This window comes from Actimicrobium antarcticum (assembly GCF_039536745.1).
Classification (GTDB): domain Bacteria; phylum Pseudomonadota; class Gammaproteobacteria; order Burkholderiales; family Burkholderiaceae_D; genus Actimicrobium; species Actimicrobium antarcticum.
Map to the genome: position 1 here is coordinate 45,601 of NZ_BAAAZE010000016.1, position 23,774 is coordinate 69,374.

General features: G+C 59.1%; 17 protein-coding genes and 3 tRNA genes. 9 read left to right on the top strand and 11 right to left on the bottom strand.

Features of this window, described 5'->3' with window-relative positions; all coding sequences use genetic code 11:
• Positions 1-195 precede the first annotated feature (195 nt).
• The 5 genes from gltX (at position 196) to ABD720_RS18485 (ending at position 3,846) form a co-directional block, all read left to right on the top strand.
• Positions 196-1,590 (top strand): glutamate--tRNA ligase, encoded by a 1,395-nt coding sequence (gene gltX, locus ABD720_RS18465; protein ID WP_344765618.1) that lies wholly within the window; start codon positions 196-198, stop codon positions 1,588-1,590.
• Positions 1,591-1,662: 72 nt separating this feature from the next.
• A tRNA-Ala gene (locus tag ABD720_RS18470) sits at positions 1,663-1,738 on the top strand.
• Positions 1,739-1,805: 67 nt separating this feature from the next.
• Positions 1,806-1,881: transfer RNA gene (locus ABD720_RS18475), tRNA-Glu, on the top strand.
• A gap of 241 nt (positions 1,882-2,122) precedes the next feature.
• Positions 2,123-2,198 (top strand) — tRNA-Glu (locus ABD720_RS18480).
• A gap of 607 nt (positions 2,199-2,805) precedes the next feature.
• Positions 2,806-3,846: a hypothetical protein gene (locus ABD720_RS18485; protein WP_344765620.1), complete on the top strand. Its 1,041-nt coding sequence runs from the start codon at positions 2,806-2,808 to the stop codon at positions 3,844-3,846.
• 294 nt (positions 3,847-4,140) lie between these two features.
• Here the strand turns inward: ABD720_RS18485 and ABD720_RS18490 are convergent, their stop codons facing one another.
• From ABD720_RS18490 to ABD720_RS18515, 6 genes are all read right to left on the bottom strand, one after another.
• A complete protein-coding gene (locus ABD720_RS18490; protein ID WP_344765622.1) occupies positions 4,141-5,154 on the bottom strand; it encodes a Brp/Blh family beta-carotene 15,15'-dioxygenase in 1,014 nt (337 codons plus the stop codon).
• Entirely contained in the window at positions 5,112-6,299 is a 1,188-nt protein-coding gene (locus ABD720_RS18495) for a lycopene cyclase family protein (protein WP_344765623.1), read from the bottom strand. The genes ABD720_RS18490 and ABD720_RS18495 overlap by 43 nt, the downstream gene beginning before the upstream one ends.
• A gap of 9 nt (positions 6,300-6,308) precedes the next feature.
• On the bottom strand, positions 6,309-7,211 hold the full coding sequence (locus ABD720_RS18500) for a phytoene/squalene synthase family protein (protein ID WP_344765625.1): 903 nt from the start codon (positions 7,209-7,211) through the stop codon (positions 6,309-6,311).
• Positions 7,208-8,755, bottom strand: a complete 1,548-nt coding sequence (gene crtI, locus ABD720_RS18505) for a phytoene desaturase family protein (protein ID WP_344765627.1) — start codon at positions 8,753-8,755, stop codon at positions 7,208-7,210. Before crtI ends, ABD720_RS18500 begins: the two co-directional genes overlap by 4 nt.
• On the bottom strand, positions 8,742-9,698 hold the full coding sequence (locus ABD720_RS18510; protein ID WP_344765629.1) for a polyprenyl synthetase family protein: 957 nt from the start codon (positions 9,696-9,698) through the stop codon (positions 8,742-8,744). The genes crtI and ABD720_RS18510 overlap by 14 nt, the downstream gene beginning before the upstream one ends.
• A gap of 118 nt (positions 9,699-9,816) precedes the next feature.
• Positions 9,817-10,617: a bacteriorhodopsin-like gene (locus ABD720_RS18515; RefSeq protein ID WP_344765631.1), complete on the bottom strand. Its 801-nt coding sequence runs from the start codon at positions 10,615-10,617 to the stop codon at positions 9,817-9,819.
• Between the two features lie 446 nt (positions 10,618-11,063).
• Here ABD720_RS18515 and ABD720_RS18520 point away from each other — a divergent pair, with 446 nt between their 5' ends.
• On the top strand, positions 11,064-11,456 hold the full coding sequence (locus ABD720_RS18520; RefSeq protein WP_344765633.1) for a VOC family protein: 393 nt from the start codon (positions 11,064-11,066) through the stop codon (positions 11,454-11,456).
• A gap of 668 nt (positions 11,457-12,124) precedes the next feature.
• Positions 12,125-13,315: a multidrug effflux MFS transporter gene (locus tag ABD720_RS18525; RefSeq protein WP_344765635.1), complete on the top strand. Its 1,191-nt coding sequence runs from the start codon at positions 12,125-12,127 to the stop codon at positions 13,313-13,315.
• A 105-nt stretch (positions 13,316-13,420) separates the two neighbouring features.
• On the opposite strand, the gene ABD720_RS18530 is transcribed toward ABD720_RS18525, so the two are convergent.
• Genes ABD720_RS18530 through ABD720_RS18540 form a run of 3 tightly spaced genes read right to left on the bottom strand, consistent with a single transcriptional unit; the run spans position 13,421 to position 18,417 of the window.
• A complete protein-coding gene (locus ABD720_RS18530) occupies positions 13,421-14,266 on the bottom strand; it encodes a DUF6671 family protein (protein WP_344765636.1) in 846 nt (281 codons plus the stop codon).
• Positions 14,263-16,827: a YbcC family protein gene (locus ABD720_RS18535; protein WP_344765637.1), complete on the bottom strand. Its 2,565-nt coding sequence runs from the start codon at positions 16,825-16,827 to the stop codon at positions 14,263-14,265. Before ABD720_RS18535 ends, ABD720_RS18530 begins: the two co-directional genes overlap by 4 nt.
• A gap of 18 nt (positions 16,828-16,845) precedes the next feature.
• On the bottom strand, positions 16,846-18,417 hold the full coding sequence (locus ABD720_RS18540; RefSeq protein WP_344765638.1) for an NADH-quinone oxidoreductase subunit L: 1,572 nt from the start codon (positions 18,415-18,417) through the stop codon (positions 16,846-16,848).
• 97 nt (positions 18,418-18,514) lie between these two features.
• Between ABD720_RS18540 and ABD720_RS18545 the strand changes: the two genes are divergently transcribed.
• Together ABD720_RS18545 and ABD720_RS18550 are read left to right on the top strand one after the other, a co-directional pair.
• Positions 18,515-19,423: a LysR family transcriptional regulator gene (locus ABD720_RS18545; RefSeq protein WP_344765639.1), complete on the top strand. Its 909-nt coding sequence runs from the start codon at positions 18,515-18,517 to the stop codon at positions 19,421-19,423.
• A gap of 71 nt (positions 19,424-19,494) precedes the next feature.
• Complete coding sequence (locus ABD720_RS18550; RefSeq protein WP_344765640.1) at positions 19,495-20,025, top strand: PaaI family thioesterase; 531 nt, start codon at positions 19,495-19,497, stop codon at positions 20,023-20,025.
• A gap of 30 nt (positions 20,026-20,055) precedes the next feature.
• Here ABD720_RS18550 and ABD720_RS18555 read toward each other — a convergent pair whose 3' ends face one another.
• Both ABD720_RS18555 and ABD720_RS18560 read right to left on the bottom strand, forming a co-directional pair.
• Positions 20,056-22,716 (bottom strand): EAL domain-containing protein, encoded by a 2,661-nt coding sequence (locus ABD720_RS18555; RefSeq protein ID WP_344765642.1) that lies wholly within the window; start codon positions 22,714-22,716, stop codon positions 20,056-20,058.
• A 395-nt stretch (positions 22,717-23,111) separates the two neighbouring features.
• Entirely contained in the window at positions 23,112-23,693 is a 582-nt protein-coding gene (locus ABD720_RS18560) for a hypothetical protein (protein WP_344765643.1), read from the bottom strand.
• Between the last annotated feature and the right edge of the window lie 81 nt (positions 23,694-23,774).

A 23,774-nucleotide genomic window follows, 5' to 3' on the forward strand; every position in this document is an offset into this window, starting at 1 on the left:
GTGAAAAAGAGAAAGACGTGATTCTAGCAGTGCAGGGGCTTGCCGGGCGATAGCCGCCGCCATGCGCGGTTCGGGCGCACGCCTTGCCGCGTTAAATCCGTCACCTTGCGCGAACCCCGCCATCCGCACCGGGCAGCGCGGTAAAATGCGCCTTTCCTTCCAGATGGCGCCGCCAACCCGACGCCGAAGCACGCCATGATCGTTCGCACCCGCTTTGCTCCCAGCCCGACCGGCTATCTCCACCTTGGCGGCGCCCGCACCGCCCTGTTCGCATGGGCCTATGCGCGCCACTTCGGCGGCACCTTCATCTTGCGTATCGAAGACACCGATCTCGAACGTTCGACCCCGCAAGCAGTGCAGGCCATCCTCGACGGCATGGCATGGCTCGGCTTGCAGCACGACGAAGGCCCGTTTTATCAGATGCAACGGATGGACCGGTACCGCGAAGTCGTCGGCCAGATGCTGGCCAGCGGTAGCGCCTATCACTGTTACTCGTCACCCGCCGAAGTCGAAGCGATGCGCGAGCGTCAGCGCGCCGCCGGCGACAAGCCGCGCTATGACGGCACCTGGCGCCCCGAGCCGGGCAAGAGCCTGCCGCCGGTACCGCCCGACCGCAAGCCGGTCGTGCGTTTTCGCAATCCTGTCGATGGCGAAGTGACGTGGAACGATCTGGTCAAAGGCCAGATCACGATCAGCAACCGCGAGATGGACGATCTCGTCATCGCCCGTCCGGATGGCACGCCGACCTACAATTTCTGCGTAGCGGTCGATGACTGGGACATGCAGATCAGCCACGTCATCCGTGGCGACGACCACGTCAACAACACGCCGCGCCAGATCAACATCCTGTACGCGCTGGGTGCGACCTTGCCGGAATATGGCCACTTGCCGATGATCCTTGGCACCGACGGCGAAAAGCTGTCCAAGCGCCATGGTGCCGTCAGCGTCATGGATTATCCGGCGCAGGGTTTCCTGCAGGAAGCGATGCTGAATTACCTGGCGCGCCTTGGCTGGAGTCATGGCGACGAAGAGATTTTTTCGATGGCGCAGTTCATTGCATGGTTCGACCTCGATCACTTGTCCAAATCGCCCGCCCAGTTCAATCCGGAGAAGTTGGCCTGGGTCAACAACCACTACATCAAGCAAGCCGATGATGTCCATCTGGCCGAGCTGGTGCGACCGCTCATGGTGCAGGAGGGTGCGCAATTCGATGGCGCTCCTGATCTCGCACTGGCCATCGGCCTGATGAAAGAACGCGCCAACACGCTCAACGAAGTCGCCGCAGCAACGATGCTGTTCTATCGCCAGCCCCAACCGGATGCGGCTTTGCTGGCGCAGCACCTGACCGACGTCATCAAGCCGGCGCTAGCCGATTTCGCAGCGCGCTGCGGCTCGGTGGTGTACGACAAGGCATCGATCGGCGCGATGCTCAAGGAAGTCCTCGCGGCCCACCAGTTGAAAATGCCGCAACTGGCCATGCCATTGCGCCTGATCCTGACGGGCCAGTTGCAAACCCCGGCCATCGACGCCGTGATCGCCTTGTTCGGGCAATCTCTGGTCCGGCAAAGACTCGCAGCGTACCTGGATTAATTCGTCGATTAATTTGGTGAAGAGGATTTACAGGTGCCGAATTACTCGGCTATAATTCGGCCTCTGTCGCAAGGGGGTATAGCTCAGCTGGGAGAGCGCTTGCATGGCATGCAAGAGGTCATCGGTTCGATCCCGTTTACCTCCACCAACATTTTAAGGATGTCGGGCCAGCGAAGAAAGTAGCAAAGCAATAACGGCCAGTACGGACAGTTTCTGTCCCCATCGTCTAGAGGCCTAGGACATCACCCTTTCACGGTGAGTACAGGGGTTCGAATCCCCTTGGGGACACCAAGACAAAACAACTGCACGAAAGTGCAGTTGTTTTTTGCAGAAGAAGTATCAAGAGTCCCCGTGCATGTGCGTGGGGGGATGCGAAGGGTTCTGCTTGCATGCCGAACCGCGGCCCGCAGCATGTGGGCGAATCCCCTTGGGGACACCAAGACGAAGACGCCACGTGCTTACGTGGCGTTTTTCATTCGCAGCGGTGACGCTGTGATTGAAAGAGCAATACCGGCCAGTATGGACAGTTTCTGTCCCCATCGTCTAGAGGCCTAGGACATCACCCTTTCACGGTGAGTACAGGGGTTCGAATCCCCTTGGGGACACCAAAATAAAAATGGCTGCACGCAAGTGCAGCCATTTTTTTGTCGACTCCGTATCAAAAGTCCACGCGCATGCGCGTGGGGGATTCGAAGGGTTCGGCTTGCAAGCCGAACCGCGGCCCGCAGCATGTGGGCGAATCCCCTTGGGGACACCAAAATAAAAATGGCTGCACGCAAGTGCAGCCATTTTTTTGTCGACTCCGTATCAAAAGTCCACGCGCATGCGCGTGGGGGGATTCGAAGGGTTCGGCTTGCAAGCCGAACCGCGGCCCGCAGCATGTGGGTGTATCCCCTTGGGGACACCAAAATAAAAATGGCTGCACGCAAGTGCAGCCATTTTTTTGTCGACTCCGTATCAAAAGTCCACGCGCATGCGCGTGGGGGGATTCGAAGGGTTCTGCATGCAAGCCGAACCGCGGCCCGCAGCATGTGGGTGTATCCCCTTGGGGACACCAAAATAAAAATGGCTGCACGCAAGTGCAGCCATTTTTTTGTCGACGACATATTTAAAGCCCACGCGCAATGATCTTGGAACCATCTATTTCCCGATTCCACCTAAAGATAACAACCGTTTGCGCTTGTTGCGCCAGCGACACCTGTCTTGGAGACATTCATGTCGTTCATCTCACGCACCAAAAATGTTATTACTCACCTTGCGGCTTCCTGTGGTCTGCAACCGGACAGTGCTTCCAATAAGAAAAGTCCGGCGTCTAAAGAGTCAGTAAGATTACCCCGTCGCGATCCGAATCTCAGTGGACGCGCAGAGCAGGCGAAGCTTCGCCGTCAGGCGGAAAAGTTAGCGTCATTTGACAGAATGCCGACTATTGTTGGAGGACAGACCGATCTTCTTCCTCAGAATTCGACAGAGGAATCTGGGCTGCTGGCATCGCCATCCGACAATAAACCAAAAGCTGAACCTTCTGTTCCACGACGAGGATCGGGACTGCAGTTAGTGGGAAGTCACAATAATTTTTTCAGAATGAAAATGCGGGTCCGGCCCAACTGGGCAGGGCACAAGGACTTCACAGAACTCACGGCCTATGTTTACGGTAACAAAAACATGAGCTCGGCGGAGCGCAAGGAGCGATTGGCTATCGCCAACAAGGTGGTTGATTGCCAGACCAATCCGAAAAGCGATGGCATGTTAAGCATCAGTGACTCTCCTAATGTGACCGCGCTTCCCAGGATCCCACTGAAAGTCAAAGAGTTGTACGTGTCGGATATGGCGAACCTGAAAACGCCGCCAAATTTTGAAGAGTCGAAGCGCCCCGACGAAGCACCCAGCTTGGAAAGATACACGCTATACAACTGCACTGGTCTGAAGAGAACGCCGGATATCAGTCACCTAAGCAATCTGAAATATCTGGATCTGGATGGCTGTAATAATCTCACCGAGATGCCGCATGTCGGAAAGGACTCGACGCTCGAATTCTTGAACATGAACAGATGTGGCGAGTTAAATAAGCCGCTCCGGAAATTTGAGGGAACGAAACTTGAAAAGTTTTTTATGGATGACGTTAATGCCAGGAACTTCGAGCGGAAGGATTTTATGACCGATTACCAAATGCGAAAACTGGACCACTGCGAGACATTGCCGTACGTTCCGGGAAATCTTTTCAACATTAACAAAGAACCGCCTGCGCTTGAAAAATAGGGTACGGATGTGTGGGCGCCCAACTCCCCTTTATGACCACCCACTAGCGCTTGCCTCAAGCCAGTGGTCAACGTGGCGCTGGCAACAAACAACGGAACGTGCGTTGCACCATAATCCGGCCATTGCCAGCAATGGCGTAAGACTGGACTGCCGCAACGGGGGTTTGAAAGACGGCATCGATTACGTGAGCGGCATTTGACCTACGGCACTTTTGTGCTGATTTAATCGGACCCGGCTATCGATGTTGTCAAAAAAAAGCTGCGTATTCTCCGAGCACCAAGTCGCAATAAATTCCTACCCGGACCTTGCCCCGCCAAGCCACCTGGCATGTCGACTCACCAGCACCAGATGCGGCAACGTCACCGCCGTCAGCGCCACGATCACTGCATTGAGCAAGCCGTGTTGCTCTCCAGCAGAAACCGACATCCCCCGCAAATACCCTATCAACACAATCAACAGTACCAAGCTAGCGAAGCAGGTAACAACGACGGCCGTCCGCGTAGGCTGAACGAGTCCGGTCGGGCTGTCATCTGATCCCTCCGCAGCCTCGCCTCGGCGAACCTTCGCGGCGACCCGCAAAATGTGTGCGCTAGCGTGCAGCACACCAAAATAAATCGAAAACGCCATCAGCGGCGACAGCAGCAGATTACTTGCGAATACCAACACCACTTCCAGAACGAGCGCTGTGGTCAATAGCCGCCGTCGAAATGCCGCAAGCCCAACGCAGCAAACCCCAACCCACAGCCAGGCCAGCGTCTGCCAGATGCCGAACGCCAACGGCGCGTCCAGCGCGACCGCCGCTGGCAACACCGCTTGTACCGCTGCTGGCGACAGCAATACCGGCAGCATCACGGGAGCGCCGCCCGCAACGATGCGCTGCACCCACGCAAGCCGGTTGCGCAGGCCTTGCTCCCAGCGCCCGTACGGTTCGCCAAAATGCCAGACCGACATGACGAGCAAAAGAAGTATCAGCAGCCAGCCGCTACGCGCACCAACCAGCGCAACGAGCATCGCCGATCCGGCATAGAGCACAACTGCAGTCGTGAGTCTGCGAGTGCCAGAAAACTCGCGTTGCAGCAGCACGATGTCGAGCGCGCCATGAAAAAACCCGGTGGTTAAAGTCAGTCCGAGAAATATCCATAATCCGGCTTGCGCCACGTGCTGGTCCAGATAACGCAGCGCCGCCAGCGCCGTTACCGCCAGCACAGCCAGTACCGCCAGTGACACCGGGCCAGGCGTATGGTCAACAAGCTGGCGGCCAGAGATCATCGCCGGGCCCGCAGCAGCCTGGGCACCTTTGCGATCCATGTCGCCAGTGCCTGCGCCGTAAAAGGCAACACTGGCAGCGCACTTGCCACCATCAACCGTTGCCACCAATTGGCCTTGCCGCTTAAAAAAGCCACCATGGTGTTGGTATCGAGTTTCTTGAACAGCTGCATGAAGTACCCCGGGCCCTTGCTCCAGTCGCGCGCCAGAACGTGCAGAAAAACCGTGTCCATCCAGGTGTCCAGCGCCGCTCGTTTGAATACCGTCGGTACCCAGTCTTTCAGCTCACCGGTCATCAGATGGCGTTCCATGGAGGCTGCTATCTGTTCGGCGTGCGCCAGTGTTTCCAGAAACGCGTAGCCGGTTGAAGGGCGCAGAGTTCCGGCTGCGCGCCCCAACGGCACCACGTACGTAGCCATGTCAGATGCTGCGTTGTTCATGCCGAGGTGCAGCACGCCTTTTTCTTCGTACACCACGTCATAGGAAGTCAGTCCCAGCGAGTTCGTGATGAAGTGCTTTAATTCGTTACCGAAATCTGGTGTGAGTGATGCTGGCGAAATCCAGGTTGACTCGACCAGCGCATTGCGCGAACTGTAGGGCAGCACATAAAAAAAGTGCAAGCCGTCGGTACTCGGAAAAAACTGCATCAGCTCGACGGTGGTGGGGTCGAACACATCGCGGTCGGTTGTTATTTCGCATCCGACAAATTGCTGTACCAGGGCACTGGCGTTATTGCGCGTGGGCGGGCGGGCGTCAAAGACCCAGGTGGCACGGATTACCTCACCGCCGACCGTCTCCACGCTGGGCATCTCTGCACCGGTAACGTGGCACACCGGGCTGTTCAGGCGCAGTTCCACATGGTCGCTTTGCGCGATGGCACGTTGCGCTGCGGCGTAAAACAGGTCGCCATCGAGCGAGCAGTAAGACTGGGTTTTGCCGCGGTGCGTGATACTGGCGGCTGCCTCCTGTCGCACGCACCAGCGCAGCCACTGCCGCCGCTCCAGGTGGCTATACCGATGACCCGCGTCGGCCGATGACTGCCAGTAGCTCCAGGTCCGGTCCCGCGTATAGGTTGCGCGCGCTTCCAGCACCAGCACCCGCAGCCTCGAAAACTCGGGTCGCGCGAGTTCCGCCGCCAGCGCCAAACCGCTCAGGCCACCACCCACAATGACGATGTCGAATGTCATGGGAGCGAATCAGTCGCTGCCCGGAAATCCCGGGATCAGCTTCAAGTGCTGCAAGTCACTGCTCATGACATCCCGTGTCGTGGCGCCTGACAAATCGCTCATGCCCAGATAGCAGGCGACGATCAGTGTCATTTTTTCCAGGCGTCCTAGCGAGGTCCTGCCGAGCCAGTAGCGCTCGGCACCGTTGTCCAGAATCTTTTGTCCGATGCCGCGGTACAGCGAAGTGGCGATGCGGATGGCGCGTCGATTTCCGGCAGGGATGGTGCGCAAACCCTGCAGCGAATAACGGTAGAAGTCATCGGCCATCAGCAATAATTTCCGGATCGCCGCGAAGCTCTGCGCGACTTGCGCCGGGTTCTGTGGCGCGCGCAGCGTCTCCGCACTGACGCCCCACTGTGCGGGGATATAACAGCGACCACGCGCTGCGTCTTCGACCACATCACGCGCGATATTCGTGAGCTGCATCGCCACGCCCAATGCCACGGCGTAGGGCGGGCCCTTGGCAAATACACCCAGGATCGGACACATCATTTGCCCGACCGTGCCGGCAACGCCGTACGCAAACTGCAGCAGTTCTTCGGTCGTCCGGATGGACCGTGGATTGGCGTCCTCGCGCAGGCTTGCCATGAAATAGCGGATGACATCAGCGCTGACACCCTTGGCAAGCAGCATCGCGCCAGCTTGTTGCCCGAGACCGCTGCCTGTCTCCGGGTTCAGCGCGCTGTCTTCCAGTTCCTGCAATTGCTGCATGCGATGGTCCCATGCACCCAGTTCCTCTTCGTCCGCCAGATCATCGGCAAATCGTGCAAACGCATACAGTTGGGCCGCGTCTTGCCTGGCTCCTGGCAGCAAGAAGCGCGCCGCCCATGAAAACGACTTGGCATGCTTGTTCATGACCTCTTGCGCAGTCATTGCACCGACCCGAACATCAGCCGCTCGACCACCTTGGCGGAGGTCACCACACCCGGAACACCAGCCCCCGGATGGGTGCCTGCACCAGCAAAATACAGATTGGGAATAGTCGCTGACCGGTTCGGAAACCGGAATCCCGCCGACTGCATCAGCGTTGGCGTGATCGAAAACCCCGCGCCCCATGGCGACAGCAACTCTTTCGAAAAATACTCTGGCGTGACATGGAATTCATCAACGATGTGCTGTCCCAGGCCGGGCAGCGTGCGCTGCTCCAGCGTCGCTTGCAACGCGGCCTTGAAGGTGTCGGCAACGGTGGTCCAATCGATATCGCTGCGCAGATTCGGGACCGGCACCAATGCATAAAACGCGTCATGGCCAGGTGGTGCGCAAGCCGGGTCGGTTGCGCTCGGGCGATGCAGATAAATGCTCAAATCCTCTGGCAGCTCCAAAGTGTCGAAAATTTTACGCAGCACTTCCCGGTAGGTTGCTCCGAACAGGATCGTATGGTGTGCCACATCCGGATACGTGATGTCGGTACTGAAGTACCAGACGAACAGGCTCATGGAATACTGTTTTTTCTTGATCGCATCGACTTTGCGGTGCCCATCGGGCAGCAACCTGGTCAGCACGTAACCCGGGTCTGCATTGCACACGATGTTGTCAGCCGCAAAGGTGCGGCCATCGCGCAAGCGCACGCCACTGGCCAGTCCGTTTTCCACCTCGATTGCTGCGACTTCGGCATTCCATACAAACTGCACGCCGTGTCGCGTGGCCAGCGCTACCAGTGCATCGACCAGGCGCGCCATGCCACCTCGGACGAACCAGACACCCCATTTTCGTTCGAGGTAGTGAATCAGGCTGTAGATACTGGTGGTGTCGAACGGGTTACCGCCAACCAGCAGCGGTTGAATGCTGAATGCCCGGCGTATGTGTTCATGCTTGAAGTAGCGCGCCGTCACCGCATACACCGAGCGATCCGCACGCAGCCGTGCCATGGCGGGTAGTGCCCTGGCCATCGCACGCCAGTTCAGGAATGGCTGCGTGCCCAGTTCTTCGTAGCCTTTTTCGAACAGCTTCTTTGAGTGTGCCAGATAGGCCGGATAGGCGGCCGCATCGGCCGTCGAGAATTTGGCAATTTCGGCTTGAATCTGCTCGGTGCTGCCGCCGTAGTCCAGATGGGAACCGTCGACAAATTGCATCTGGTACCAGGGTTTGACGGGCATGAGTTCGACATGGTCACCAAGACGTTCACCCAGCAAGGTGAACAGTTCCTCGAAAAGAATGGGTGCCGTCAGCACCGTCGGGCCGGCGTCATAGCGAAATGTCTTGCCGGCGGTGTGGCGCGTAAATTCAGCCGCGCGCCCACCCGGAATATCCAGCCGATCGACGACCGTGGTGCGTATTCCGCGTGCAGCAAGCCGGATTGCCGAGGCAAGTCCGCCAAATCCTGCACCGATGACAATGGCCGTGTTGGCGGCTGCCAGGTTCTTTTCCGTATCGTTCGAGTCAGGGCGGAAATCCGCTTCCAGGCTATTCGTTTCCACCAATCTGTTCCTCTGATTTATAGCCGTCTACAACATCGCGAAGCTGACGGGCGTAATCGCCCAGACGCGCTCCTATGCTGAATGGCAAACGTCCGGATAACGCGATAGCGAGATCGATTTTCTCGAGCCCGAGTGTGCGTGCTTTTTCCATGGACAGCGCCGTCGTTCCAGTTGCCTTGAATACCGACACGATGTTGTATCCGACTGCTGCAGTGCCGGCGCGCCCATCACTTTGCACATCTTGCAGATCGTCGGCGATCTGATAGCCAATCGCGAACGCCTCGGCTGCGCTGCGTGCTTGCGGCAAATAGTCTGGCTGTCCCGATGCCAGCAGTACCAGTTCGAGCGGCAAGCTGAGCAGCGCACCTGACTTGGCGACGGCGATTTGCTGGTAGTGCGCGATGGCTTTTTTAGTGTCAGAAAAAATTGCCGCGCTTTCTTGCAGATCGGCGCACTGACCGTCAACGGCCATGCTGACCCGTTCGTGCATCAATAAAATCATCGGCGCCAGGACGCGCGCATTGTCCAGCCTGCACAGCGTCGCGTAGGCCGCAGAAATGAATAAATCGCCAGTGCAAATGGCTGTGTTCACACCAAAGCGGGACCAGACAGCCTGCTGGCCGCGCCGTAATTCGTCGCGATCCTGGATGTCGTCGTGTACCAGCGATGCATTGTGCAGCAGCTCGACGGCTGCAGCGATGATGGTTGCGTCTGCGGCGTTCAGGCCAGCGGAGAGCCCGGCGTGCAGCGCTATGTTTGCCCTGATCCTTTGTCCGCCCGCGCTCAAGTGGTATTGCGCCGCCTCCCGTGCGCCTGCCGTTTTGCGAGAGACTTCTGATGCGTTGGCGCGCAGGGAGGCCAGCATCATCGCCTCGACGTCGCTCAGTGCCACCGACACTTGCACAGGCGCCACCAATGGCTGGGATGAAATGGAAGATGGCATGTTGTGCCCAGGTTCGAAGTCTGAGAAACCATGTCCGTAAACATCAGGACATGTCCGTAGTCTGTATTCAGGCCTGCCGAACTGTCGGCAGGCCCTTGCTTTACTAACGGCGCATCAATTATTTTTTGGCGTTTTCAGTCTCGCTGACGGCCACTTGCCAGATGATCAGGCCAAACGCAATTTTGTTCAGCACGTCGGCAAGGTTGTAAATGATGTTCAGGGCGTTGGCGCTACTGGCTGGGCTGCTGCCAGTCAGGTAACCGAAGAAATAGCCCACCGGGTAAATTGCCCAGCCAAACGTGACGATGAAACGCATCGTCTTGAAGGCGGATTGCACTGATGGCGGGGCACTTTGCGCGTTGATCTTGCTTGCTTCGCCGGCGAAGATTTCGTACAGAATGAATATCCAGCCGAGCATGCCGACGATGAACGCAACCATCGTGTTGACGTAACCCGCCTCACCGACGTAGCCGCCCACCAGCATGACAATCGTACCGATCATCAGGCGCCAGAAAACGCCTGCTGGCACTTTTGCGATGGCCGACAGAATCAGGTAGAACTCCACCATCAACAGCGGTACCGTGATCAGCCAGTCAATGTAGCGGAACACGGTCGGCGTGGAGCCGGTCGTTACCCATACTTCGCGCATGTAGAAGTAATGGACTGCCGCGACCAGTGTTACCAGACCAGACACTGTCAGCGAGGTTTTCCACTTTGGAGAAACCCGGTCGCGTTCCAGAAAGAAGAATGCCGTTGAGGCAACCAGTGCCATCGAGATAAGCCAGAAGCTGATACCGACAAAATCGTCTGGCTTCAACACGTCACCTGACGCAGCAAATACCTGGCCAGTCGCTAAAAGCAAGGTCGCCCCAAACCAGCTCAAAGCCGCTTTTTTTGATTGAATTAACTTGAATAACATGAAGTGCTCCTGGAGAAAATACATGGCTAGTTAAACAAAAAAACTGACAAACTTGGTGAATCATGACTCTTGCGATCTGGATAAACCTGGTTGCAAAAATCAATGAAAATCAGTCTACCAGATGTTACAAATTCTTACTTTCGACCCGATTTTCGGCGGATGGTTGCCCCTGTCAGCGTCCTTTCAACAATGTCTTGACCCTGCTTAAACGCTGCCGCAGCGCGCGGTAGCGCTGACGCTTCAGACGCAACCGCGCTGGTGTCAGGCATTGATTTACCCTTTACACGCAGTTGACGCACAGGCAATATTGGCGCTCGCGCTCGTGGGTACTGCTTCTGGGTGGGCGTACAGACTGGCGCGGTCAATAACCTTGGCGCAAGGGTCGCCTAGTCGAAGAAAATGTTGAAATCAGAGCGGCAGTGCGCCGTCATTCATGGAGAAAAAGCATGTTCAGTCACATCATGGTCGGGTCTAACGATATAGAGCGCGCAAAGCATTTCTACGATGCCGTGCTTGGTTCACTCGGGGCGGGAGAGCCGATTCGCAACAAGGCCGATTCGGGTCACACCCGTCTCTTCTACCGTCATGCCGGAAGTACTTTTTGCCTCACAGAACCGATCAACGGCGAAGGCGCAACCTTTGCCAACGGCGGCACCATCGGTTTTACCTGCACCTCGGCCGAGCAGGTCAAGGCGTTTCACGACATTGCGGTTGCCAATGGCGGCAAGTCGATCGAAGACCCACCGGGTCTGCGAGAAGGTGGCATGGGGGCGATGCACCTGGCCTATGTCCTTGATCCGGACGGCCACAAGCTGTGTGCCATTTACCGGGGCAAATAGGATCGTTTGGCAGATGCCGTATCGGTGCGCGTTTGGTGTATTGCTTCAGGCGAACTGCCAGCGCGCTCAGACGTGGCGTTGATACGGAGACGGTGGCGCCATCACCACATTTGATCGTGGTGGTCGTGCAGCATCTGGCTACTTGCCGCGTTGTCTCGCGTCCCGCCACAGGCGGTGAAGGGTATTGGGCGTCGAGGATGCCCCGACAGGACATTCCTGTATGGCTCTGATCCGGAACAGATTTAGTCCAGAACAGCCAGCGCTGTCGACCATGTTCACGCCCGTGTTCATGGTTGACTGGCTGTCGCAATCCTGTGCGTCCGACTAACGCGCAGGAAGATCACCGCGTCTCGGAACCAAACGATTCCAGGCTACACACATGGGTGGCTTCGTTGCTCCCGTCACGGTTGGTATTGCGCCGCAATGCAGGCCGCTATTGGTCGCAGCAGTTGCCCGTGTGGGTAACGAGCTTGTCAACGAAGATCAATCACGGTAGCCACGAAGACAACACCAGAATCTACGCCCACAAGGTTGACGTGCCACAATGCGGCCCGATAGACAGGCCGCGGGTGCTGGTGGCAGTACATGCACCCTGCAGGTGCTGAACATGACGCTGTCCATCCCGTCCAACCCGTTTTTTTACCTCTGCCGTTCCAAGGAAATCTTCATTGAATACCCGTACCCTGACGCTGGTGCTAGCCGGCCTGGCCATGCTTGGCCCGTTCGCCACCGACACGTATTTGCCGTCCTTCGTCGCACTGGGCGAACATTTTTCGGTGGGCCCGGTACAGGTCCAGCAAACCCTGAGCATCTACCTGTTCGGCTATTCGCTGATGACGCTGTTCTACGGCACGCTGTCGGATTCGTTCGGCCGTCGGCCAGTGATCCTGGCCTCGCTGCTGATTTTCATCACCGGGTCGATCGGCGCGACACTGGCACCGAGCTTCACATGGCTGCTGGTGTTCCGGGCGATGCAGGGCATGTCGGCGGGTGCCGGCATGGTGATCGGGCAAGCCATCGTGCGCGACCGGCTTAGTGGCGCAGCGGCGCAGCGGATGATTGCGCAGATCATGATGGTGTTCGGGATCGCGCCTGCGGTGGCACCGGTGGTGGGCGGACTGTTGCAGGTGGCATTTGGCTGGCGCGCGGTGTTCGGTTTCATGACGGCGATTGCGCTGCTGCTGTTGCTGGCTTGCCAGCGCTATTTGCCCGAAAGCCTGCCGGTGGCCGAACGCCAGCCGCTCCATCTGGGCACGATTGCCGGCAACTACTGGAAGGCGATCCGGCATCCGCAATTTTTGTTGCGTGCGCTGGCCATTGGCTGCTGTTTTGGCGGATTTGGCCTGTATATCGCCTCGGCTGCGAGCTTCGTGATGCAGGTTCTGCATCTGCCCGAGACCGCGTTTGCGTGGCTGTTTTTGCCGCTGATCGGCGGTATCGTGATCGGCTCGGCAATCAATGCAAAGGTCGCACATCACATCAGCACGGCCGTCATGATCGGCCGTGGATTCATGGTTATGGCGCTGGCCTGCGTGCTCAACCTGATCTACACCAGCCTGTTTGTCGCCGCCGTGCCGTGGGCTGTGTTGCCGATCATGCTGTATGCATTCGGCATGGCGCTGGCCTTGCCGGGGATGGTCATGAAAACGCTCGACCTGTTTCCGAAGGTGCGCGGGCTGGCGGCGTCGCTGCAGAATTTTGTGCAGATGCTGATCTTCGCCATTGTCTCCGGCTTCGTCGCGCCGCTGGTGTTCGACAGCGCCTTCAAACTGGCTGCGGGCCTGGCCGTCGGGTTGGTGGCGAGCGTGATTTTCTGGCGGCTTGCAGCGCAGGCGCAACCGGTGGCAAGACTGGCTTGAAAATCTCGCTTCAGGAATTGAACCCGGGACACCGACCTGAATCAAAGCAGCCAAAGTTCAGCGTATCCGTGCCTGGTCGTAATCACCATGCCGACAGGTCGCGACTCAAGGATTGCAGCTAGCGCAGTGTTTCGGCTCGGCGAACGCACAGTCGGTCCTGGTCTGCACGGACGTGTGCAGGCAACGACCGCATTTCCACACTTCCGTGAGATAGCCGGAGGTCGGTCGGCCGCACACCGAACATGGCAGGCCCGGCTGTCGCTCGCTGACCCAGTACCCGGGAGATGCGCACTCGGGGCAGCACGATTGCAGGCGCTTCAGCAGATCCTGCGCGGCCTGTTCAATGTGCTGCATGCGACTCGGGTTGGCAAAGGCCCGCAGGTCGGTCTCGACGAACACCTGCCGATTGCCGGACTGCGCCAGGCATTGCTCGAAACTCGCTTTCAGACCAGTCCAATCCGACACGCCTTTATGGACGCGGGTGTCGTCCTGGTCCTGAGGACGCAGCACCAGATGATGGTCCGGGAAGCCCACCCCAGCGGCAAAGGATTCGACCGCCGGCCAGTCACTTGCCTGCACATGGCTGCTGTGCCCGGGCCCTTGCGCCATACCGACCACTTCGATGCCGAGCCTGTCGTCAATCAACACCAGCAGTTCTATATTCCATGGAAACATGCCCGCAAAAGGATCGAGGTCGAAACTGCCCTCACTGGCCATGCCGAGCGACAGACCGGACAATTCCATGCCGATGCGCGCCTTGCGGCGTGCGGCGTCGAGCTGGGAGCCGGGGCGCCGGATGTCGCGCGTGAAGGTGCCGAGCTGGTCGGTATCGAACCCGGTCACATGCTTGATCACACAACCCAACGCAGGCTCCAGTATCGGCGCGATGACTTGCTCCTTGCCGTGCTGCGTCAGGAAAGCGATCTGTTGTCCGGCATAGCTGCTGCTCATGCCGCTTCCAGTTGCAACGGCTGCCAGACACCACGCTCGTACTGTCGTAACGCGTTCTGATCGTAGCGCCAGAGATGCAGCCATCCGTTGTCCAGCAGTTGCCGGAGTACGGCATGCTTGCCGATCACGCGATCGATGGCTTTTTGCGGCGCATCGATGACCACGGTCAGGCGCAGGGGTTCATGCATCCAGCGCTCGCCGTCGTGCAGCGATTGGCGCGACAAGCCGATGCGCAGGTCGCCGCCGTTACCCTCGAACACGCCGATGTTCCCGCCCACCACGTTGTGCAGCACCTTGTTACCGCTGCCCAGCCGAAGCGGATCGCAGGTCGAGGCGTGGTATTGCCAGTTGATCCAATGCGTCACCAGCATCGGCGCCGTCATCAGCAGTTCCAGCACGCTGCCGTCGCCATCCTGACTGGCGTCGTAATCGTGCAGGAAGCTGCGTCCTTCGAGGGTCAGACCCAGGCTTCGATGGCGTGGCGCGATCACGAAAGCAGCATTGCCGGCCAGTCCCCATTCTGGCCGGGTTTGCGCGCCGTCATTGGCGCGGCGGCGTAGCTGATCGAGCAACTCGCCGCACGGGGCGTGCGGATTCAATTTCAGGCTCGGTGCCCGTTCCCGGCGCACCTGATCGGAGGCTTGGGCAAAGCCATCCTGCAGACGGTTCCAGTGCTCCTGCGCAGCCAGTGGCGCCAGGTCGAGGTCGAAACCCTCGATCTCGTCCGTGGTGGTGTTGTGCAGGGCGGCGACAAACCAGGTGGCGTCGGGGATGTTGAGGCCCTGCGTGCGCAGTGCGGCGCGAACGTCAGACGCATTGAGCAATTGCGCCAGGCTGCGGGCGTTGACTTCACCGGTTTGGCCGCAGCACGCGCCGCAATCGAGGGCGGCCGCATGGGCGTTGTTGGTCGACTGGCTGCCATGGCCTACCAGCAGCACGAGAGGCGCGCAACGGCGGTCCAGTCCCATGGCATGTAGCACGCCGGAAGCAAGCGATACCCTGGCGTCGCGTGCCAGGCCCACCAACTGCGGCCGGCAGATGGAACGGTAGCGCGCAGGCAGTCCGTCGAGATCGTCACGCGCTCTGGCGTGTTTGGCGGGATTGATCCATTGCCCCAGCTTGGCCAGGTATCCGACGCCGGCGGCTTCGACAAAAGAGAACGCGGAACCGGGCCAGCGACTGGCTGCATGCCACTGTTCGGACCAGCCGAAGCGGTCATGGCGGGCCCGGGCGGCCGCGCTCTGCAGGGCGTCGTCCGTCTTGCCGCCAGCGGGTTTCGACGTAACGATACGGTCTGCCACTTCCATGGCCGGCGCCAGCAGCCCTGGCAGTTGCGGGCGCCTGGCCAGCGTTGCCAACGGGGTATAAGCCACCGGCAATCCGAAGAATCCCGCGAAGCCGACAGTTTCCATGGCGGGGCAGGCCGCTTCGAGTGCGCGGCGCATCGGCTCGCTGCGCACATCGATGCAAAAAGCCGCCTGTACAGTTAGCGCCTGCGCCACTGCGCTTGTGTGGTCAGTGCCGAGTAGCTGCTGTGCCAACCATCGCTGATAGCCCAGTTCCAGCGCGACTTGCCAGACCTCATCGACCAGCAGCGCGTCTTCGGCCTGTGCCAGCAAGGTCGCTGCCCGGCCCCATTCGCCATTCAACGCATCGTATGCCTGGGCGGCTGCGGCCTTATTCTTGCATTCCAGCAAAAGCACGCCCCACGCCAGTCGAATCGCCAGCAGATCACGCGTGTGGGTGTCCTGTCGCTCCTCCAGGCGGGCCTGCCAGCCCAGATAGGCACACCAGGAAGCCCAGCCGTTCACGGTCAGCAACACCGCCTCCAGGTAATCGGCCCAGACCGCAGGCGGCAGCCCCAAACGCTGTAGCACCCACCGCTCGGCATCCTGCCGTGTCGCTGGCAGCGCGTCGAGCGCGCGCTCCATGTCGGGCAGTCCCATCAGAAAGCCGATGCCATGATCATGCTGCAGCGTCTCGCGCCAGAAGGCATACAGACCCTGCGACCGTTCGGGCTGCCAGTCAGCCTGATGTTCGTCAAAATAAGCGGCACAGGTCTGACTCACCTGATGCGTGACCGCCTGCCGCCAGGATAGACGGGTATGACGCAGCGGATCGTTATCCAGAACGTCGATCAGCACCGGCAAACGTACTACTACTGGCGCGGTGCGCAAGGCCGCGACGCATTGCGCAGGCGTCAACCCGGCCGACTTCGCCGCCGGCACCCTGGACAGCGCAAGATCAAGATCCTCGCTGCCGATACGGCCTTCTTGCCAGGCGCGCAGCTGGCCATCGCGTGGTGGAAATACCTGAATCCCGCCCAGGACCGCCATGCGAGCGGCGACCTGGCGTACCGGCTTGTCGATGCGCGACCAGTGCGGGTTGACGGCGATGGCCCGATCCAGTGGCCAGGCAGGCGCAATCGTGTTGCAGGCCTGCTCGCAGGCAGCCTCGATGTCGCGGTTTGACACCGCGTGTCGTGCAGAATCGGCTGCGGTTGCGGTTGCGGTCGCGGTTGCGGGGACGTCTTCTTCGTTGGGTTCAACGTAATCGTTCATTGGATACTCCTCGAACAGTCATTTTTTCCGGGCATCATCGGTTTTCATCGTGGTCACGATCGGCCTGTCGATGGGGAGTGCCTTGGATATCCAGCGGGTAGGCCAAAGCCGCAACGCCAGTCGGGTGTAGATTTCATCCATATAAAAACCGGCGTAGATCCGTCGCCGCCAGGCGCCCAGGGATCGGGGACGCAGTTGCAGCGTCGCCAGACACAGATACAGAGCGGCCATGCCGGTCAGCGCGATTTTTCCCAGCGTGTGATGGGGTGCATCGTGTATGCCCAGCGGCAGGGCATGGGCCAGCAACGCCAGCCCGGTAAGTCCGGCCACCATCAGCAAACCAAAAAGTCCTTGCCGGAACAGGGTTCTCGTCTGATCGCTCCCGGCCGGTAGCCATAGCATGGGTGCCCAGGCCAGCCCCAGCACCACGCTCCACCACCAGGGCCAGGCTGCGTTGCTCAATACCGCCTGAATCAGTAACACCATCGGCACCGCGACAGCCGGGGCCAGCAAGAGACTGATCGGTGCGGCGGTTACCGTGCCGCGCATCACATGCAAGCGGGTCTGCCGCACCACCATCGACGCTGACAGAAAAGCGTGCGCCTTGTACAGCGAATGCCCGAACAGATGTAGTGCCGCCAATGTGTACAGCCCGAGACCGCATTCCAGCAGCATGAAGCCCATCTGGGCGACAGTCGACCACGCCAGTCGCACTTTGATGCTGATGCGGGTCAACATCACCAAACCGGCGATCACGGCAGTGCCCAGCCCGAAGGTCACCAGCAGCGTGCGCGCCAGGTCTGCCTGCTCCAGCAACGGCGCAAAACGAATCAGGATATAGCCGCCCAGATTCACCACGCCGGCATGCAGCAAGGCCGACACGGGCGTCGGCGCTTCCATCACCTGAATCAGCCAGCCGTGCACGGGCAGCAGCGCCGTGCGCACGACCACGGCGAGCACCAGGCATACCGCACTGAGCTGCAGATTGTCAGTGATGCCTTCGCGCGCCAGAAACTGCCACATGTCTGAGAATGAACCGCTGCCCACCGCGACCCACGCCGATGAGGCGGCAAGGATGAGCAGCACGTCGGCGAGCCGATCTGCGAGACGCTTCTTGTGCGCCGCCAGCGTGGCAAATGGCCGGTCGGGATAGAAGCACAGCAGATGCTGCAACGCCACGCCGACCAGCGCCCAGGCCGCGATCAGGACCACCCAGTGATTCGCCAGCACCAGCAACTGAACCGCCGACAACACGCCTGCCAGAGCCGCCGCGTAGCGCCGCTGTCCGGGCTCTCCTTCCAGGTAACGTGCAGAAAACGCAGCGATAACGGTACCGAGCAGCTGTACCAGCACGGCCATGATCATGCCGAACGGACTTGCAGCTAGCCAGTGCCGCAAGCCCGTGGCTTCCATACCTGTCAGACCTGTCAGACCGACCAGCACGGTGAACGCCAGTGCTAGCCCGGACAGCCGAATGAATATGCGCCAAAGCCCCGCGACCGACCTGCCAGGTCGCAGAGAAATCAGCATCAGCAGAAACATGAGTGTTGCGGGCATCAGTACTACAACGCCGAGAAGGTAGTGGGTCATCGAAGTGCTCTCAATTACTGGTTTGCGACAGTGTGGATACCGACGCTTATTCTGTAAAATACATTAATCAGAACGATTGAATACATAAAACAGAACGATGAAACTGGAACAACTGAATTTTCGCCATCTGTTCTATTTCTGGCGCGTCGCCAAGGTCGGCCATCTCACGCATGCGGCGCAGGAGTTGCACACCTCGCAGTCCGCGCTGTCGGCCCAGATCCGTCAGTTGGAGGAGCGCCTCGGTGAGGCCTTGTTCATGCGCGAAGGACGCCGGTTGGTGCTGACCGACGCTGGTCAGCTCGTGCTGGCCTACGCCGAGAACATCTTCGGCATCGGGCAGGAAATGCTGGGTCGTCTTCAGGGACGCAGCGAAGGGATGACACGGCTGCGCGTGGGCAGCGTGGCCACGCTGTCGCGCAATTATCAGGAGAACAGAATCCGGCCATTGCTGGAGGACCCGTCACTGGTGCTGACGCTCGAATCCGGTCTGCTGGAAGACTTGCTGACGCGCTTGATGCAGCATCAGCTCGATGTGGTGCTGACCAATGAAACGGTGCCTTCGGAACCGAATCGGCCGTTGCATTGCCGCTTTCTGGGTAGTCAGGCGATCTCGCTCGTCGGCCCGGCCCGACTCTGGAAATCCCGCAGCCTGCGTGTGCCGGAGGATCTCGACGGTCTTGACATCGCCTTGCCCGGACCGCGCAGTGCGCTGCGGGCACAGTTCGATGCCATGTGCACGGCATCCGGCGTCGCCCCGCGCCTGCGTGCCGAGGTGGATGACATGGCCACGCTGCGGCTGATTGCACGCGACAGCAGCTGGCTGACCGTTCTTCCGGAGGTGGTGGTGCAGGACGAACTGCGGTCTGGCTATCTGGTTTGCGTCGGCCAGTCGACATTGCTGCAGGAGCACTTCTACGCAATCACCACGCCGCATCGTCATCGTATTGCATTGCTGGAACGCTTGCTAAGCGGTGATCCGGAGAGTTCAACGGCAACGTCGGATTGAGCTACGCCGCACGAATATTGCGATTTAAAAAATTTCCGGAATTCCGGCCTACATCTTTAAAGAAAATCACCATGAATTCAAACGACCTGCTTGATGTCTGGAATGCGGACGCTGTGGCGGCGCGTACCCGCCTTGCGGCACCGGGCGTATCCAGCCTGGAACAATTACGGGAACGCAGTGGCATGGACTTTTTGCAGGCCATCGGCGACGGCGTGTTGCCATCGGTGCCGATCGGCATGCTGCTGGGGTTTGTCCCGGTACAGTGGGAGCCGGGCCGGATGGTGTTCCAGGGTACGCCCGGCACCGACCATTACAACCCGATGGGCAGTATCCACGGCGGCTATGCGGCGACCTTGCTGGACTCCTGCGTCGGTTGTGCGGTGCATTCGATGCTGCCGGCCGGCAAGGGCTACACCACGCTGGAACTCAAGATCAATTACATCCGGGCGATGACAGACAAGACCGGACCGGTGCGGGCCGAAGGCAAAGTCATCCACGTTGGCGGACAGACCGCGATTGCGGAGGGACGCATTACCGATGTCCACGGCAAGCTGTATGCGTTTGCCACAACCACCTGCCTGGTGTTTCCGATGCCGATGTGATGGTGCTCGACTTCCTGCGCCGACGTTTTTTCAGGCGGCCTCGCGCAGGCCGCTCACCAGATATTCGAACTCGGCAAGCCGCACTGGCTTGCTGAACAGATAGCCCTGATAGTCGTGGCAATCCAGTACAGCCAGAAAATCGCGTTGGGCTTGGGTCTCGACGCCTTCGGCAATCACTGTCAGCCCCAGGCTGTAACCGAGCGCGAGTATGGTGCGCACAATTGATGCATCGTTGGGATCGGTCAGCACGTCGCGCACGAACGAGCGGTCGATTTTCAGCTGGTCTAGCGGCAGGCGTTTCAGGTACGACAGCGACGAGTAGCCGGTACCGAAATCATCCAGAGAAAAGCGCACGCCCTGCGCCTGCAGCACGGTCATTTTCAGGATGATGTCTTCGACATCCTTGAGTAGCAGACTCTCGGTGATTTCCAGCTTGAGCAGTGCCGGGTTGGCACCCGTGCTTGCCAGGATCGCCAGCACCTGATCGACGAAATCCGGGCGCTGGAACTGAAACGCACTGACGTTGACCGAGATGGTGAGCGCGGCCAGACCGGGTTGCACTGCCCAGCTGGTCAGCTGCCGGCAAGCGTTATCCAGCACCCAGTTCCCCAACGGCAGGATCAATCCGGTTTCTTCTGCCAGCGCAATGAATTCGTAAGGGGCAACAATACCGCGCTGTGCATGCTTCCAGCGAACCAGAACTTCCACTCCGGTAATGGTGCTGTTGCCATCGACTTGCGCCTGGTAATAAAGGACGAAGTCTTCCTGTTCCACCGCATTGCGCAGTTCGACTTCCAGCGCGGCGTGGGCATCGACAGCATCCTGTATTTTCGGATCAAAAAAGCGCAATGTGTTGCGACCAGCAGCCTTGGCCTGATACATCGCGAGATCGGCACGCTTCAATAATTCGGCGTCGTTGGTCTTGTTCTGTGCGAACAGGGTGATGCCGATACTGGGCGTGCTGTGGTGCGCGTGCCCCGCCAGATCGTAGGGCACGTTGAGTGCGGTGAGGATTTTTTCGCCGATGGCTTCGGCCTGGATCGCGGCACTGCCCGAGTGCTCGCTCAGGTCTTCCAGCATCACGACGAACTCATCACCGCCCAGCCGCGCCACCGTATCGACTTCGCGTACCGAGGCGGCAAGGCGTTTTGCGACCTGCTGCAGTAGCAGGTCACCCTTGTCGTGGCCGAGCGTATCGTTAAGTGCCTTGAAATTATCCAGGTCAATGAACATCAGTGCGCCGTCGCGCCCGGTACGCAGGCTGCTGGCGAGGGCGCGGCCTAGCCGGTCCAGCAGCATGCGGCGGTTCGGCAGCGCGGTCAGTGAATCAAAAAAGGCCAGCTGGCTGATTTCTTCTTCGGCTGCCTTGCGCAGGGTGATGTCACGCAGCGCAAGATGCAAGATCCGGTAGTCGTCAGCATCGGTGGCAGGCGCATCAAACGCGGCAGATGCCCAGACGCTGACATCAACGATCCTGCCATCGCTGCATTGCAGTTGCAGTTCGACGTTGGGCATTTCATGCGTGCTTAAAAACTGCCGGAATGTGCTTTGTGCCAATGCGGCACTACCCGGACAACACAGCGACAGCGCCTTGCTACCAATGATCTGCTGCCGGCTGTAGCCGGTAATGGTCAGCAGGGTCTGATTGCAGCCGATGATATTGCGTGATTCCAGATCGACGCTCAGGAACATGTCGGGTGACTGATCGTAGAGGTCGCGATATTTGTTGTCGGCTTTGGCACGGTCGAGCTGGCGTCGATGGAAAAAATAGCCAGCGGTGGCGAGCAGGATGGTCAGCGCCGCCAGCAGATAGCCGCTGAAATCGCCGAGCCGGGCTTCCCTGACTTCATAGACGCCAAACCATTTCAGATACAGCGCCTCGTAGGTGCCATTGGACTTGGTCAGTGCCAGCGCTTCATTGAGCCGGCTGAGCAGTTCTGATTGCCCTTTGTTGACGGCAAAAGCGAAGCGCTGTGCGAAGCCGGCCTTGAGTTCGAGCGCCTTGAGGTTGGACAGATGTTCGGCCTGCAGGGTTTGCATGCCGGTCAGCTTACTCAGCAACATCGCGTCGTGTTTGCCTGATGCCAGTAATTGCAAGCCCTCGGCGGCGGTATCGACCAGCACGAGTTGCTTTGTCCATCCACGGGATGTGGCGTAGTCGAATGCCATGTCGGCGTTGACGACGATGACCGACTTTCCGGCCAGGTCGTCTTCGGTCAGGATTGTCGCGTTGTCTTTACGCACGAACACCGCGCCAGTGACGATCACATGCGGCACCGTGAAGTCGGCAAACTTGCGGCGTTCGTCAGATATCGCCAGGTTGATCAGGACATCAGCCTTGCCGTCTTTGAATTCCTGCAGGAGCTGGTGGAAAGGGCGCACATGGATGGCGTAATCCAGACCTGCTTCCTTGGCCACTGCCTTCCACAGATCCACCGTAAAACCGCCCGCGCTGTTATCGGTCATGCCCGTAGAAAAGGGCGGATATTGTTGTTCGCTGCCGACGACCAGTGTGACGCGGGAGTCAGACCGGTAGTCGGTCTCGGATGATGCGATCACTGCGCCGACCGGTCCGTTCACCAGCATTAATATCGACACCAGCATGAATCCGGACAGGCGGTCGCGCCATGCGGATCGCCGTGTTGAGAAGCACGTCCCTGAAGTCGATGGTTGATTCTGGTGGGGTTGCATGGGTGCTTTTGATCGTGAGCTCAGGTAGGCACTGCGGAAGGTCGGCAATCGCGATATGGCGCACCTCGCCTTTGTCAGGAGCAGTCTTCTAGTTTTTTGCCAGGGGTTGCATTAAATTAATAGTTTCTCTTGGCAACATGCTAAAGCAAATGGCGCGTGTCGGCTATCGGATCATTTGAGAAAGGAGGCAAGACGCAGTCGGGAGCAAGCTGCGGAATGGTCTGGCTTGCGAAATTGCGGGAAAAGTATCAGCGCAGCGGCGTGACGCCAAGCACGGCATTTTGTCGGCTTCAAGCGCAGGTCCAAGTGGCCTGCGTCGCCCGGCGTCGCAACAAATGCCGCTGTCAAAAAATGGATGCGCACTATTGGATGGCGCATCGCTGGTTGTTCGAGGATTACGGCTCGCCGTCCTGATCCTGTCTGATTTGGAGTGCAGGCAGCGCCTGCGGATCGAAGTCTACCCAGTCGCCATCGTCGATTTGCCCCTCCGTACGTTCGAGTTCATGGGCCCCGACCGAGCGTAATACCGCGAGAGCACGTTGTTCAGCCTGCGTATCCGATACGGTGACGGCGACCAGCAGGCCGGGATGGCGTGGCGCGACAAGATTCTCCTGACCCTGCTCGGATTCGCCACGTTCCTTCATCGAAGACAGTCCACCGACCAGTCCGGCAACGTGGGCGCCAACCAGGCCACCGGCGACAGGTGCCACCGGTCCCAGTACAGGCAAACCTGCCAAGCCAATGGCAGCGCCGACTATCGCACCTGCGGCTCCACCGGCGACCGTGCCCGTACCGCTATCTTTCGCTCCGGGAGATTGTTCGCGTTCGTCACCGATCGGGTGGAGATCGTGCCGGCCGTGAGGCGTGACATAAAAGCTGCTGATCGAGCGCCGATCAAAACCAGCTTGTTCCAGTGCTGTAATGGCACGTTCGGTTTCTGTCAGTTCTTGAAAGCGTCCGACTAAAATTGTGCTCATGGCAATCCCCTCTTGTTGTTGTCTTGGAAATAAGTATGACAAATGGTCGCTGGAAGGACTGTTCGACAGCGAACTTAGCCG

Bases quoted from the DNA above. Each gene is read 5' to 3' on its own strand.
- ABD720_RS18495 (WP_344765623.1), bottom strand. From the start codon at position 6,299: ATGACATTCGACATCGTCATTGTGGGTGGTGGCCTGAGCGGTTTGGCG.
- ABD720_RS18520 (WP_344765633.1), top strand. From the start codon at position 11,064: ATGTTCAGTCACATCATGGTCGGGTCTAACGATATAGAGCGCGCAAAG.
- ABD720_RS18485 (WP_344765620.1), top strand. From the start codon at position 2,806: ATGTCGTTCATCTCACGCACCAAAAATGTTATTACTCACCTTGCGGCT.
- ABD720_RS18560 (WP_344765643.1), bottom strand. From the start codon at position 23,693: ATGAGCACAATTTTAGTCGGACGCTTTCAAGAACTGACAGAAACCGAA.
- ABD720_RS18535 (WP_344765637.1), bottom strand. From the start codon at position 16,827: ATGAACGATTACGTTGAACCCAACGAAGAAGACGTCCCCGCAACCGCG.
- ABD720_RS18530 (WP_344765636.1), bottom strand. From the start codon at position 14,266: ATGAGCAGCAGCTATGCCGGACAACAGATCGCTTTCCTGACGCAGCAC.
- ABD720_RS18490 (WP_344765622.1), bottom strand. From the start codon at position 5,154: ATGGATCGCAAAGGTGCCCAGGCTGCTGCGGGCCCGGCGATGATCTCT.
- ABD720_RS18500 (WP_344765625.1), bottom strand. From the start codon at position 7,211: ATGACTGCGCAAGAGGTCATGAACAAGCATGCCAAGTCGTTTTCATGG.
- ABD720_RS18550 (WP_344765640.1), top strand. From the start codon at position 19,495: ATGAATTCAAACGACCTGCTTGATGTCTGGAATGCGGACGCTGTGGCG.
- ABD720_RS18545 (WP_344765639.1), top strand. From the start codon at position 18,515: ATGAAACTGGAACAACTGAATTTTCGCCATCTGTTCTATTTCTGGCGC.
- ABD720_RS18515 (WP_344765631.1), bottom strand. From the start codon at position 10,617: ATGTTATTCAAGTTAATTCAATCAAAAAAAGCGGCTTTGAGCTGGTTT.
- ABD720_RS18555 (WP_344765642.1), bottom strand. From the start codon at position 22,716: ATGCAACCCCACCAGAATCAACCATCGACTTCAGGGACGTGCTTCTCA.
- ABD720_RS18510 (WP_344765629.1), bottom strand. From the start codon at position 9,698: ATGCCATCTTCCATTTCATCCCAGCCATTGGTGGCGCCTGTGCAAGTG.
- ABD720_RS18540 (WP_344765638.1), bottom strand. From the start codon at position 18,417: ATGACCCACTACCTTCTCGGCGTTGTAGTACTGATGCCCGCAACACTC.
- gltX (WP_344765618.1), top strand. From the start codon at position 196: ATGATCGTTCGCACCCGCTTTGCTCCCAGCCCGACCGGCTATCTCCAC.